Consider the following 13931-nt stretch of genomic DNA (forward strand, 5'->3'; position numbering starts at 1 on the left):
CGGGTCGAAATCTGACCCATGATCACCCCGACTCAACGCCTCCCGAACAGCCGCTCGATATCGCTGAGCTTCAGCTCGACATAAGTCGGACGGCCGTGGTTGCACTGGCCGGAATTGGGGGTGATCTCCATCTCGCGCAGCAGCGCGTCCATTTCCTCCGGACGCATCCGCCGGCCGGCACGGACGGAGTTGTGGCAGGCCATCGTCGCCAGCACGTGGTCGAGCCGGCGCTCCAGCGACCCGGCCGTGCCGTGCTCGGCCAAAGCATCGGCTACGTCACGGACGAGGCGCTGGAGATTGCCGCCAGCGAGCTGGGCCGGCGCCTCGCGCACCAAGACTGCCCCGGGGCCAAAAGATTCTATGACGAGGCCCAGGCTTTCGAGCTCGCCGGCGGCCAAATTGAGACGGTCGGCGTCGACCGGATCGAGCTCGACCACCTCGGGCAGGAGCAGGGGCTGGCGAGCAATGCCGGAGCGGGCGCGTTCGGCCTTCAACCGCTCATAGACCAACCGCTCATGGGCCGCGTGCTGGTCGACGATGACGACGCCCTCGCGCGTCTGCGCGACGATATAGGTCTCGTGCACCTGGGCACGGGCGGCGCCGAGCGGCCTGTCGAGGGCATCGGCTGCGGGCTCCGCCAGATGCGCACGGGCATCGGCCGAGGAAGCGGCGAAATCGGAAAAGCCGGCCTGCGGCGGCGCTGCATAGGTAGACGGCGGCGGAGCGCCCCAGTTGGCAGTTTCCGGAAAAGCCGGGCGCGGGATTGCGTTGCCGCTGCCGCCCATCGAGAGCACAGCGCGGAAAGCGTCGAGCGTGCGCGCGCCGCCCGTCGTGGTGGCGCGGTGGCCGGCGGCGGCGAGTGCAGCCTTCAGACCCGAGACGACGAGGCCGCGGACCAGCGCCGGGTCTCGGAAGCGCACCTCGCTCTTGGCCGGATGGACGTTGACGTCGACCGAGCGCGGATCGCAGCCGATGTCGAGAAAGAGCACCGGGTGGCGGTCGGAAGGCACCACGTCGGCATAGGCTCCGCGCACCGCGGAGAGCAGCAGCTTGTCGCGCACCGGGCGGCCATTGACCGACATGTGCACGCCGGCCGAGGTGCCGCGGTGGAAGGTCGGCAGGCCAGCAAAACCGGAGATGTGGAAACCTTCGCGCTCGGCCTCGATCCTGAGCGCATTCTCGGGGAAGTCGCGGCTGAGCGCACGGCCGAGCCGGCGCAGCAGCCCCTCCTCGCCAATCGGCTCGGCCGGCCAATCGAAATTCCCGGCATGCTCACCTTCGAGCGAGAAGCGGATCTCGGGATGGGCGATGGCGAGGCGGCGCAGCATTTCCGACACCGCCTGCGCCTCTGCCCGGTCGCTCTTCAGGAATTTGAGGCGAGCGGGGGTGAAGACGAAGAGATCCGAGACCTCGATGCGGGTGCCGGGCGCGGCAGCGACAGGGCGGACGACGCCCTTCTCGCCGGCCTCGACGACGAGGCCGGAGCCCTGTTGAGCATCGTGGCGGCGGGTCTGGATCGAGAGCCGCGCGACCGAGCCGATCGAGGGCAGCGCCTCGCCACGGAAGCCGAGGGTGCCGATCGCGAAGAGGTCGCCGTCGGGCAGTTTCGAGGTGGCGTGACGCTCGACCGCGAGTTCCAGATCCTGCGGTGTCATGCCGGCGCCATCATCGACGACGCGGATCAGTTCGCGCCCGCCACCAGCGATGGTGACGGAAACCGAACGGGCGCCGGCGTCGATGGCGTTCTCGACCAGTTCCTTCACGGCCGCGGCCGGGCGCTCGATCACCTCGCCGGCGGCGATGCGGTCGACGAGGACAGGGTCGAGGCGGCGAACGGTCATGGCTTCGGACGAATCTCTGGCTGCCCGGAGCTTAGTCCCGGGCGGCTGGTTCAGGCGAGCCCGACCGGCCGGCCGACCGCTTCGACCAGCAGGTCCGGCTTGCCGAACAGGCGCTCCGCCGCCCGCTTCACATCCGCCAGGGTGACGGCCGCGAAACGCTGGTTGCGGGTGGCGAGGAAATCCGGCGTATCGCCGCGCAGCGCGAGCGCCAGCAATTCGCCGGCGATCTTCGGCGAGGTGTCGAAGCGCAGCGGATAGGAGCCGATGATGTAGCGCTTGGCCTCCTCGACCTCGTGCTCGGTCGGCCCCTCGGCAGCGAGCTTCGCCATCTCCTCGCGGATCACCTTCATCGACTCGGCCGCGCGGTCGTTGCGGGTCGCGGTGCCGCCGACCAGCATGGCGCTCTCGCGCAACGGCAGCAGGCTGGAGGAGACGCCATAGGCGAGGCCGCGCTTCTCGCGCACCTCCATGAACAGGCGCGAGGTGAAGGCCGAGCCGCCGAGGATGTGGTTCAGCACGCTCGCCGGGATGAAATCGGGATCGTCCCACATCAGGCCGGGGCCGGCGAAGCGCAGCACGGTCTGCGGCACGTCGAGGTCGATGACATGGGTCTGGCCGAGGCCCTGGATCGGCAGAGGCGTGGCCGGTCGCGAGCGCGGCGTACCGGCAGGCAAGGCGCCGAACAGTGCATCGAGGCGGCCGGCCAACTCGTCGGCGGTGATGTCTCCAACCACGACGACCTTGAGGCCGGCGCGATCGAGCAGCGCCGGGGTCAGGGAGCGCAGCGCCGGCGCCTCCAGCCGCGAGACGCTGTCGATGTCGCCCTTTTCCGGGCGGCCATAGGCGTGGCCGGGGAAGGCCGCGGCATAGAGCGCATTGCGGCAGAGAGTCTCGGGGTTTTGGGCCTGGCGCTGCAGTCCGGCGACGACCTGCGCCTTGACGCGCGCGACCGCGTCACCGTCGAAGCGCGGCTTGTTGAGCGCGAGGCCGAGCAGATCGAAGGCCGTATCGCGATGGCTGGAGAGCGTCTGCAGATAGCCGTGGAAATCATCGCGGCGGGCATCGAATCCGAGCCCGATGGCGTGGTCGGCCATGCGGCCCTGAAAAGCCTCGGCATCGAGGTCCCCGGCCCCTTCGTCGAGCAGGCCGGAGATCAGATAGGCGGTGCCGGCGGCGTCGGCCGGGTCACGCGAGCAGCCGCCATCGAAGGCGAAGTCGACCGCGATCAACGGCAGGCTATGTTCCTCGACCAGCCAGGCTTCGATGCCGCTGGGCGAGCGCACGGTCCTGACGTCGATGGCCGGGCCTGCGGTGTTGAGCTTCGGGGTCGGAAGAGGCGCGTTCATGGCGTTTCCTGTCGGCAGGGCTTTGGCACCCTGCCATTTGTGACTTCACGAGGCAGAGTCAGGCCGGCAGCAGCAGACCGGTGACACTGCGATCGGGCCTGAGGTAGCGGCGCGCCGCTTCGATGACCGCCTCGCGCGGCACCGCCTCGATGCGCTGCGGCCAGGCGAGCACGTCAGCAACCGTCTCGCCGACGGCGAGGGCCGAGCCGAAGATGCGGGCGAGCGAGGCCTGGTTGTCGCGGGCGAAGACCGTCTCCGCCACGAGCCGGGTGCGGGCGCGGGCCAGCTCCAGCTCGGTCGGCCCATCGGCGAGGAAGGCGGCGAGCGCCGTGTCGAGCCCGCTTTCCAATGTCGCCATGGCGACGCCGGGGCGCGGGCTGACCGAAAGCTGGAAGGAGGCGCGATCGACCATCGAGCCCATGAAATAAGCGCTGGCGCCAGCCGCCAATTCGTCCTCGACGCAGAGTCTGCGGTAGAGCCGCGAGGTCGTGCCCCCGCCGAGGATCTCGGCCACGAGCTCGAGCGCGAAGACCTCCTCGGCCTTGCCGCTGGTATAGGTCGGCGTCAGCCAGGCGCGGCGCAGCGATGGCTGCTGCACCCGCGGATCATTGAGCTGGACCCGGCGCGAGGCGCGCGGATCGGGCTCGATCGGCCGCTCGCGCACGGGCGCGGCACCACGCGCCGCGATCTTGCCATAGGTTTCCTCGGCGAGGCGGCGCACCTCGGCGGCGTCGGTATCGCCGGCGACGACGAGGATGGCGTTCTCGGGCGTGTAGAAGCGCTGGTAATAGGCGAAGGCGTCATCGCGGTTCAGCCGCTCGATCTCATGCTCCCAGCCGATGATCGGCGTGCCATAGGGGTGATGGAAGAAGAGCGAGGCCGAGAACTCCTCGCCGAGCTGGGCCGCGGGATCGGAATCGACGCGCATGCGCCGCTCCTCCAGCACGACGTCGCGCTCAGGGCCGACGACGCTCTCGTCGAAGGACAGGCCGATCATACGGTCGGCCTCGTAGTCCATCATCGCGCGCAGATGCTCCTTCGGCACGCGCTGGAAATAGGCGGTGTAGTCGTAGGAGGTGAAGGCGTTCTCCTGCCCGCCATAGCCGGCGACGATCTTGGAGAACTCGCCCGCCGGCCAGCGCTGCGTCCCCTTGAACATCAGGTGCTCGAGAAAATGCGCGATGCCGGACTTGCCGGCCGGATCATCGGCCGAGCCGTTGCGGTACCAGACCATATGCGTGACCACCGGCGCGCGCCGGTCGCTCACCACCACGACATCGAGGCCGTTGCCGAGCCGGAAGGATTCGACGGGCTCGGCCAGGCCAGGCTGGCGCGCATGATTATTCACCGGATGCCGTCTCCACGCTCGGACAAGAAAGGGCGGGCACGATGCGCCCGCCCCTGACTATGCAACTTGGTCAAGCGACCGCGTTTCGGCAAGAGGCGGCGCAGCCGCCGGGCCGTCCGATCACGGACGCAGGACGGGGCGCTGGCCGGTCACGAACTCGCGCTCGCCGGAGGCCTGCTTGTCCTCGACCGGGCCGGAGGCACCCGGACCCAGCGCGGCCGTACCGGCCGGGCGGCGATAGCCCGTCGGCGGCTCGGTCAGGGTCTTGCGCGGCGGCTCCTCGCCATAGGTCAGCTTGGCTTCGTCTTCCTGATTGCGCCGGGCTGCCAGCTCCCGGCCGATCCGGATCGGCTCGAGCTGGTTGGTATAGGAATCGTTGTTGCCGTAACGCGGCGGCGCCACGCTCGGCGCGTTCGCCGTGCGGCCGCGCTGCAGCTCGCGGGCCGACAGCATCGGATTATGCCGATTGCCATCATCTTCCACATAGGGACGCGGCGACTTCTCTTCCTTGCGGCGCAGGACGTCGGGGTCCCGCGGCCAGGCCGCGTTGCGACTGCTCGCCGCCTGCTGCGGCGGCGGCAGGGTCGAATTCGGCGGCACGACCAGCGGGGCGCGTTCGCGATAGTCGATATCGCCGCCCGGGCTGCCGCCACCCAAAGTGCCTTCCATCAGGTTCTTGAACAGCATGCCTTCCTGAGCGAAGGCAGGCTGAGCCGCAAGCACAAGCCCCCCGGCGAGCAGCAGATGCGTCACGCGGATGCGTTGCGCCATGTCAAATCTCCCTTTGGACAATTCCGCCCAGCCTCAACCACAGACGAAGGGCGAAAGGATGGCGAAATCGTCGTCAAGCCGTCTTTTCCCCAGCCGGCCGGAAGGACTCATACAGGAGACCCAGCACGCCGACAACGATCGCCACGTCGGCGATGTTGAAGATATACCAGCTGAAACTGCCCCAGTGAAAATGCACGAAATCAACCACCGCGCCGTACCAGGCCCGGTCGAGCCCGTTGCCAAGCGCGCCGCCAATGATCAGCGCCAGGCTGAAGACGGTGAAGCGCGCCTGCGTCCGCCACATCCAGCGCCAGAGCCAGATCGCCGCCACGAAGGAGATCACCACCAGGAACCAGCGGCCGATATCCGTGCCCTGCTGGAACAGCCCGTAGGAGATGCCGCGATTCCAGGCGAGCACGATCGTCAGGAAGGGCGCAAGATCGAACGGGCCGTTCTCGGCCAGCCCGACACCGTAGAGCAGCCAGCACTTCAGAACCTGATCCGCCACGAAGACGATCAGGACCGTGGCAAGGCCGAGGCGGCGGGCCGGATTCATCAGGCGTGGACCCCGAGTTCCCTGAGCGCCTTGGCGTCGCGCGGCGTCACCTGCGGATAGGCCGGGTCAGCCGTCTTCGGATCGAAATACTTCCAGGAGCGGGCGCATTTGATGCCATCGGCGCGGTGCGGCACGACCGCAACGCCCGGCACATCAGCGAGGCGGAAGGCATCATCCGGGCCCTCCCCGCTCTCGATGCGGATGCCCGAGGTGATGCTGACTTCGGCCAGGTCGATGCCGGAGAGCGCGGCGAGCAGGTCCGGATCGGAGACGAAGACCTGCGGCGCGGCCTCGAGCGAGGAGCCGATGCGCTTGGCGGCACGCTCCAGTTCGAGGGCTCCGGTGACGACGCGGCGGACGCGGCGGACCTTGGCCCAGCGCTCGGCGAGCTCGGGGTCGAGCCAGCTCGTCTGCGCCTCGACGAAGAGTTCGAGATGCACCGAACCATCCTCGGTCTTCACCTGCGGATAGCGCTCCAGCCAGGCTTCCTCGGCGGTGAAGACCAGGATCGGCGCGAGCCAGGTCGTCAGGCAGCGGAAGAGATGGTCGACGACGGTGAGCGCGCTGCGGCGGACATGGCTCGACCTGGGATCGCAGTAGAGCGCGTCCTTGCGCACATCGAAATAGAAGGCCGAAAGCTCGGTGTTCATGAACTGCGAGAGCAGGAACACGACCTTCTTGTAGTCGTAGGTGCGATAGGCCTCCATCACCTGCGGTCCCAGCTCGGCGAGGCGGTGCAGCATCAGCCGCTCCAGCTCAGGCATGGTCTGCGTCTCGGGAACGCGGATCTCCTCGCTGAAATGAGCGAGCGTGCCGAGCATCCAGCGCTGGGTGTTGCGCAGCTTGCGGTAGGTCTCGACGAAGGTCTTCAGGATCTCCTTGCCGATGCGCAGATCGTCGGAATAGTCGGCCGCCGCGACCCAGAGGCGCAGGATGTCGGCGCCGGAGTCCTGGATGACGGTCTGCGGGGCAGTGACGTTGCCCTTCGACTTCGACATCTTCTCGCCCTTCTCGTCCAGGCAGAAGCCATGGGTGAGAACGATGTCGAAGGGCGCGCGACCGCGCGTGCCGCAGCTTTCCAGAAGGCTCGAATGGAACCAGCCGCGATGCTGGTCCGAGCCTTCCAGATACATCACGCGGTCCTTGCCGCCATCGACGACGCGATGGGTCTTGAGGTCGGCGCGCTTCTCCAGGGTGAAGGCATGGGTGGAGCCTGAATCGAACCAGACGTCGAGCACATCGGTGACGCGCTCGTACCTGGCCGGATCATAGCCGAAGGGCTTGAGGAAGCGGGCACCGTCCGTATCGGTGAACCAGGCATCGGCGCCTTCGGCCTCGAAGGCTTCCGCGATCGCCGCGTTGACCTTGGCGTCGACGAGGATCTCCTTCGTTTCCTTGTCGACGAAGACGGTGATCGGCACCCCCCAGGCGCGCTGACGCGAGACCACCCAGTCCGGGCGGTTGGCGATCATGCCGGTGATACGATTCTCGCCCACGGCCGGGACCCACTCGGTCTCCTTGATCGCCTTGAGCGCACGGTTGCGCAGCGTGTCGGTGTTGCCGCCGGCGACAGGCCTGGGATCTGCCGCATTCGGCGCCCCGGCCTCGCCGATCGGCTTGTCCATGGCGATGAACCACTGCGGCGTGTTGCGGAAGATGACCGGCTTCTTCGAGCGCCACGAATGCGGATACTGGTGCTTCAGGCGGCCGCGCGCGATGATGTTGCCGGCCTCGACCAGCGCCTTGATGACGACATCGTTGGCATTGCCCTTCTCACCCTTGTCGGTGATGACCTGCGCGCCCTCGAAGCCCGGCGCCTCCTTGGTGAAACGGCCATCGGCATCGACGGTGTAGGGGATGCGGGTCTCGATACCACGCTCGGCCAGCATGCGCCCGTTCGCCATCCAGACGTCGAAGTCCTCGCGACCATGGCCCGGCGCGGTGTGGACGAAGCCGGTACCGGCATCATCGGTGACGTGGTCGCCATCGAGAAGCGGGACCACGAACTCATAGCCACGGCCGCGCAACGGGTGGGCGGTCGTGAGCACGGCGAGCTGATCGGCGGAAACGTCCGCGACGAGTTCGAAGGCCTCGACCTTGGCCGCCTTGAAGACGCTTTCGGCAACGTTCTTGGCGAGGATATAGGTCGCACCGACCTTGGCCCAGTTGTTCTCCGGCGCAGCCGTGACCTTGTAGAGGCCGTAGGCGACCTTGTGGCTGTAGGAGATCGCCCGGTTGCCAGGGATCGTCCAGGGCGTGGTCGTCCAGATCACCACCGCCGACCCGGCGAGATCCGCCGGCGCGTCGAGCACCGGGAACGGCACGTAGATCGTGTCGCTCGTGTGCTCCTCGTATTCGACCTCAGCCTCGGCCAGCGCGGTCTTCTCGACCACCGACCACATCACCGGCTTGGAGCCGCGATAGAGCTGGCCGGTCTCGGCAAACTTCATCAGTTCGCGGGCGATCTGAGCCTCGGCCGGATAGGCCATGGTGAGATAGGGATCGTCCCAGTCGCCCTCGACGCCGAGGCGCTTGAATTCCTTGCGCTGGACATCGACCCAGTGCTCGGCAAAGGCGCGGCATTCCTTGCGGAACTCGACGACGGGGACGTCGTCCTTGTTCAGCCCCTTGGCGCGATACTGTTCCTCGATCTTCCATTCGATCGGCAGGCCGTGGCAGTCCCAGCCCGGCACATAGTTGGAATCCTGGCCGAGCATCTGCTGCGAGCGCGTCACGAGGTCCTTCAGCACCTTGTTGAGCGCATGGCCGATATGGATGTTGCCGTTGGCGTAGGGAGGGCCATCGTGGAGGACGAATTTGTCACGCCCCTGCCCGGCCTCGCGCAGCTTGCGGTAGAGGTCGATCCTGGCCCAGCGGGCGAGCAGTTCCGGCTCGCGCTGCGGCAGGCCGGCGCGCATCGGGAATTCGGTCTGGGGCAGGAACAGCGTCTGGGAATAATCGACGCCGTCGGCGGTTGCTTGCGAGCCCTGCGGGGCCTGGATCTTCGTCTTCTCGGTCATGTTCCGGCTCGGACAATCGGGACGGCGGGCCTGTCATCGGGCTCCGGCGCATCCGCATTTGAAACGGGAAAAGCGGTCTTCAACCCGGACTGCGCAAGCGCCCGCGCCAATCTAGCGCGAGGCGGCAGCCGGGCCCGTAATTCGCCGGGAAAGATCGATCAGCAGGGCACGTTCGGCGGGCATGAGGGGCTTCTATCGCATCGGACCGAAAAGTGGAATCCACTTTTCGGAGACAATCCGATGCGACCATGCCCTGATCGAGCGCCGTTCTCGCGTCCTATCGGACGCGCGGCGATCGAGCAGGCAGCGCTTACGGAAGGAAGGGCGGCGTTTTCGCCAGGATGTCGCGTGCACGCGCGGAATCCGCATCCATCTGGACGATCAGCGCATCGAGCGAATCGAATTTCGCCTCACCGCGCAGCCAGTCGACGAAGGCGACGTCGACGCGCTTGCCATAGAGGTCGCCTGAAAAATCGAAGACGAAGGTTTCCAGCCGCGGTGCGCCGTCGTCGAAGGTCGGGCGGCTGCCGAAGCTGGCGACACCGTCATGCCAGACGCCGTCGATCTTCATCCGGACCGCATAGATGCCGTAGCGCAGGCGGCAATCGCGGGCGAGATTCATGTTCGCGGTCGGGTATCCGAGATCGCGGCCGCGCTTGTCGCCGTGGGTGACGAGCCCGCGCACGACCCAGGGGTGGCCGAGGAACTCGGCGGCGCGAGCGACATCGCCCTCCTCCAGGGCCGTGCGGATCAGCGTCGAGGAGACGGGTTCGCCCTGCCAGGAAAAGGGCGGGACGACTGCGATCGGAACGCGCGCCGCGAGCCCATGGGCCTGCAGCATCTCGGGCGAGCCGGTGCGGCCCTTGCCAAAATGGAAGTCGTAGCCGCAGACGAGGCCGGCGGCGCCGAGCCGACCGACGAGCAGATCATCGACGAAGCGTTCCGCGGGAATCGCCGCGATGTCGCGATCGAAGGGCAGGACGAAGACCTGCGCGAAGCCGGCATCGACCAGCCCCTCGATCTTGATCTGCGGCGAGGTCAGCCGGAAGACCGGCTCCTCCGGGCGGAACACGCTGCGCGGATGAGGCTCGAAGGTAAACGCGGCAGGCCGCGTGCCGAGATCGCGCGCCATGACACCCGCCACGCGAGCGAGTTCGGCATGGCCACGATGGACACCGTCGAAATTGCCGAGCGCCAGCACGGCACCGCGCAAGGCGTCGGGGATGGGCTTGTCGAGGTCGAGGACCACGGCCGCCGGCTCGGGGCGCGGCGGCGCATCGGCTTGGGATGGCATCGATCGAGAACGTCCGCTGGCCCGGAAAGCCGGGCGATGGTCGTCTTTGCGGCGAAGGCCGGCGGGGCGTCAAGGCCGCCGGCCAACCGAAGGTCTCAAGACCGGGACTTCGGCGGCATCGCGACCCAGGCCTCGCCTTCCATCACCGCCTTGCCGTCGACGAGACATTCGCAGAAGAAGCGCGCCCGGCGACGCTCCGCCACCAGCTCGGCCACTTCGACACGGGCGGTGACGACGTCTCCGATCTTGACCGGCGCCAAAAACGTCAGTGTCTGCGAGAGATAGACGGCGCCGGGGCCGGGCAGGCGCGTGCCGAGCAGCGCCGAGACGAGGCTCGCAGTCAGCATGCCATGGGCGATGCGCTGGCCGAACTTGGTGTTGGCCGCGAACTGGTCGCAGAGATGGATGGGGTTGGCATCGCCGGACAGCTCGGCGAAGAGCGCAATGTCACGCTCCATGACCGTGCGCATCAGGCTTTCGTGCTGGCCGATCGCCAGATCCTCGAAAGCGTGAACCGTATAGAGCGTGCCGGGCATCGGCTGAACCGTCATGGATCTCTCGCGGCTTGCTGGCGGTCCCCCAACCCCCGACCTCGATCGCCACATCATCTCGCAACTGCAAAAAGCCGGCAATTGAACTTTGGTGCGGCGCGATGCCTGCCCCTGCGTCACTCGACGATCGAATTAACGGCTTTGCAACACGCAGAGGCTATCACCAAACGCGAGTGGAGGCCGCCTCGAACGGGCGGCGTGGCGCCGGTATGTCCCGGCGCCGCAACCGCCATGCCTGGAGCGTCTCAATGGCTCTCGACCCGTCCATGCCGATCCTCGTCGTCGACGACTACCAGACGATGATCCGGATCATCCGCAACCTGCTGAAGCAGCTCGGATTCGAGAATGTCGACGATGCCGCGGACGGCTCGGCGGCGATCGAGAAGATGCGCGACAAGAAATACGGGCTCGTGATCTCCGACTGGAACATGGAGCCGATGACCGGCTTCGAGCTGCTGCAACGCGTGCGCGAGGAAGAGAAGCTGGCGGAGACGCCCTTCATCATCGTCACCGCCGAGTCGAAGACCGAGAACGTCATCGCCGCCAAGAAGGCCGGCGTCAGCAACTACATCGTCAAGCCGTTCAACGCCCAGACGCTGAAGACGAAGATCGAATCCGTCTGCGCCGCCTAGAACAATTTCGCGTTTCCCTGAATCGCGAAATTGATCCATGCCTTTGCCTTATCGCAGTTCTTCACGCGAACCGGTGTCCGCTTCGCTCGAAAGTGCTCTGAGCGCTCTCACCAGACCAGATGCGGGATGGCGTAGTCCGGCCGGTGAGTCTGCTGGCCGAACCAGCCGTGGCGCTCTTCCCACGAAACCTGCATGAGATCCTGTGCGTGGATGCCGGCCAGCACCATGATGCCGGCGGCGCCGAACATGGCGGCGCCCGCGATATCGGTGCGGATCGCATCGCCGATGGCGCAGATCCGGTCGAGCGCGACCGGAGTGCCGCGCTTCTCCTCGGCCAGCTTGAGCGCCACCTCGTAGATCGGCCGATGCGGCTTGCCGGCATAGATGACGTTGCCGCCGATCTCCTCATAGGCAAGCGCGACCGCCCCCGCGCAAGGCACGATCTGGCCGCCGCGCTCGACGACGAGGTCGGGATTGGCGCAGATCATGGTGAGTCCGCGCCGGGCGAAACCAGCGAGCAGGTCGGCATAAGTCGCGGGCGTGTCAGCCTCGTCGTCGAAAAGCCCGGTGCAGAGAACGTAGGCGGCTTCGTCGGGGCCGGTCTCCGGCGCATCGAGCCCGGCGACCAGCGGCAGGTCGCGGTCGGGACCGAGCCGGAACATCGGCTGGCCGGCGCGCGCGCCGATCAGCGCACGGCAGACATCGCCCGAGGTGACGATCGCATCCCAGGCCGCGCGCGGCACGCCAAAGCCGTCGAGCTGACGGGCAATCAGATCCCGTGGGCGCGGCGCATTGGTGATGAGAACGACGCTGGTACCGCGCTCACGCATCTTTACCAGAGCCTCGACCGCACCGGGAAAGGCCGCGACGCCGTTATGGACGACGCCCCAGACGTCGCAGAAGCACAGATCGAAGCGGTCGGCGATCTGCGAAAACCCCGCAAGGGCGGCGACCGGTTCGGAGCCCGTCATCGACACAATCTCTCTCCACGGATGAGGTCAGGCAGCAGCGTGGCCTGATCTAGACGGGATTCGCGCGCGGCGGAACCCTGCGCTGGCCATTCCCTGCAAGGCGCGGAAAATCAGGCGCTCGCCCGCCGCAGCACGGAACGGAAGGGCAGCCTTTCGGGCTTCTGCGGTGCCTCCGCTGCTGGCGCCGCGGCGGGTTGCGGATAATCCAGCACTGCGGCGGATGGCCTTGGCGCGGCAGGCTCGGGCCTCGTCGAGGCTGCCGGCTCGGGCTCGGCGAACACCTCCGGCTTCACCGGGCGCGGCGGCGAGAAGGCATTGCCTTGGCCCATGCCGACGCCGAGATCGATCATGTCCGCCGCCGCCGGATTGTCCTCGACCGCTTCGGCCACGAGCGTGATCGAGGCACGGGTGAGCATCGCGGCGAGATCGCCGGCGTCGATGTCGCTGGCGACACGCCCCTCGGCATGGGCTTCGAGCAACGCCGCCCTGATCTTGACCAAGCGAACGCCCCGATCGAACAGCGAGCGCGGGTCGAGGCGCAGATCGACGACCTGGTCGAGTGCGAAGCGCACGCCATTGGCCGACATCGCGCCGAGCAGACCAAGGCTCGTCGGGTCGAGCGCACGGAAGACCGCCTGCGGCATCTCGATGACGAGACGTCCGATATGCTCGCGATAGCGCTCGAGAATGCGGGTCAGCGCAGCCAGCGCCCGCGAGGAATTCCAGGTCGCAGCGCTGAAATTGCAGGTGACGAAAACATCGCCGTCCTTGGAGGCGAGATGGCGGGCGATGGCCAGAGCGCGCGTGAGCACGAGGGCATCCAGCGTCTGCCCGAAGCCACGCTCCTCGACCACATCGAGGAATTCATGCGGCAGGAGCAACGTGTTCTCGTCGATCCGCAGGCCCGGAATCGCCTCGTAGCCGCGGGTCCGGCGCTGAGGCAGCGAGACGATCGGCTGCAACTGCACCTCGACCCGCCCCTCGCTGAGCGCTGCGCCGATCAGGGCGGCCCGCTCCGCTTCGGCCTCCTCCCGCGCTGCACGGGCTGCAGCGGCGCGCTCGGCTGCCAGCTTCTCGGCATGTTCCCGGCGCACGGCTTCGGGATCGAGATGAACTTCCGGCACCACATTCGCCGGCGGCGGCGCCGGTACTGCGGGAGGCGGCAGGCGCCCGAGTTTCTCGTCATGATCGGCGAGTGTCGTCGCGACCTGATGGATCAGGTCGCCGAGCAAGCCCACCTCCGCCGTCAACTCGTTGATCGCCGCACGCGCGGGGGCGGCATCGACATCGCGCATCGGCATCAGCTCGACCCGCTGTGACAGGGAATCGATCCGGATGGCGCCCGTCGCGAGCCGTACCTTGACCTCGCCGAGCCCGGCGAGGAGCAATTCGCGATGCGCCGCATTGCGTCGCTCGATCGCCCAGAGGCTCGCCATCAAACCGGCGCCGGCGGCCACCAGGCCTAACGCCGAGCCCAAGGCTCCGGGCATGAGAATGGCGGTGATGGCGCCGGCCGAAACACCGGTCACGGCGCCGGCGAGAGGGTGCAGAGCTTTCAGGCGCACAGGAGCCAAGGCAGCGCTCGCGCGTCGGGGTTAATC

11 protein-coding genes are annotated in these 13931 nt (G+C 67.4%); 1 reads left to right on the plus strand and 10 read right to left on the minus strand.

Annotated elements, in window-relative coordinates; translation table 11 throughout:
* Nucleotides 1–32: 32 nt before the first annotated feature.
* From mutL to CE453_RS22320, 8 genes are all read right to left on the minus strand, one after another.
* Nucleotides 33–1841: a DNA mismatch repair endonuclease MutL gene (mutL, locus tag CE453_RS22285; RefSeq protein ID WP_089176557.1), complete on the minus strand. Its 1809-nt coding sequence runs from the start codon at nt 1839–1841 to the stop codon at nt 33–35.
* 50 nt (nt 1842–1891) lie between these two features.
* Nucleotides 1892–3187 carry a M16 family metallopeptidase gene (locus tag CE453_RS22290; protein WP_089176558.1) on the minus strand — a complete coding sequence of 432 codons (1296 nt, stop codon included), beginning with the start codon at nt 3185–3187 and terminating at the stop codon, nt 1892–1894.
* A 58-nt stretch (nt 3188–3245) separates the two neighbouring features.
* Nucleotides 3246–4535 carry a M16 family metallopeptidase gene (locus tag CE453_RS22295; protein WP_089176559.1) on the minus strand — a complete coding sequence of 430 codons (1290 nt, stop codon included), beginning with the start codon at nt 4533–4535 and terminating at the stop codon, nt 3246–3248.
* A gap of 120 nt (nt 4536–4655) precedes the next feature.
* Nucleotides 4656–5306 (minus strand): hypothetical protein, encoded by a 651-nt coding sequence (locus CE453_RS22300; RefSeq protein ID WP_089176560.1) that lies wholly within the window; start codon nt 5304–5306, stop codon nt 4656–4658.
* Nucleotides 5307–5379: 73 nt separating this feature from the next.
* Nucleotides 5380–5862, minus strand: coding sequence for a signal peptidase II (gene lspA / locus CE453_RS22305; RefSeq protein ID WP_089176561.1), 483 nt, complete (start codon nt 5860–5862; stop codon nt 5380–5382).
* The gene (gene ileS / locus CE453_RS22310; protein WP_089176562.1) at nt 5862–8882 is read right to left on the minus strand and encodes an isoleucine--tRNA ligase; all 3021 of its coding nucleotides are present in this window, start codon (nt 8880–8882) and stop codon (nt 5862–5864) included. Before ileS ends, lspA begins: the two co-directional genes overlap by 1 nt.
* Before the next feature lie 310 nt (nt 8883–9192).
* The gene (locus CE453_RS22315) at nt 9193–10176 is read right to left on the minus strand and encodes a bifunctional riboflavin kinase/FAD synthetase (RefSeq protein ID WP_089176563.1); all 984 of its coding nucleotides are present in this window, start codon (nt 10174–10176) and stop codon (nt 9193–9195) included.
* Between the two features lie 95 nt (nt 10177–10271).
* Complete coding sequence (locus CE453_RS22320) at nt 10272–10727, minus strand: MaoC family dehydratase (RefSeq protein WP_248307842.1); 456 nt, start codon at nt 10725–10727, stop codon at nt 10272–10274.
* A gap of 248 nt (nt 10728–10975) precedes the next feature.
* On the opposite strand from CE453_RS22320, the gene CE453_RS22325 reads away from it, so the two are divergent.
* On the plus strand, nt 10976–11359 hold the full coding sequence (locus CE453_RS22325) for a response regulator (RefSeq protein WP_089176564.1): 384 nt from the start codon (nt 10976–10978) through the stop codon (nt 11357–11359).
* 107 nt (nt 11360–11466) lie between these two features.
* Here CE453_RS22325 and CE453_RS22330 read toward each other — a convergent pair whose 3' ends face one another.
* On the minus strand, nt 11467–12330 hold the full coding sequence (locus CE453_RS22330; RefSeq protein ID WP_089176565.1) for a TIGR01459 family HAD-type hydrolase: 864 nt from the start codon (nt 12328–12330) through the stop codon (nt 11467–11469).
* Between the two features lie 110 nt (nt 12331–12440).
* Nucleotides 12441–13895, minus strand: a complete 1455-nt coding sequence (locus CE453_RS22335; RefSeq protein WP_089176566.1) for an EAL domain-containing protein — start codon at nt 13893–13895, stop codon at nt 12441–12443.
* Nucleotides 13896–13931: the final 36 nt, after the last annotated feature.

This window comes from Bosea sp. AS-1 (assembly GCF_002220095.1).
GTDB lineage: Bacteria > Pseudomonadota > Alphaproteobacteria > Rhizobiales > Beijerinckiaceae > Allobosea.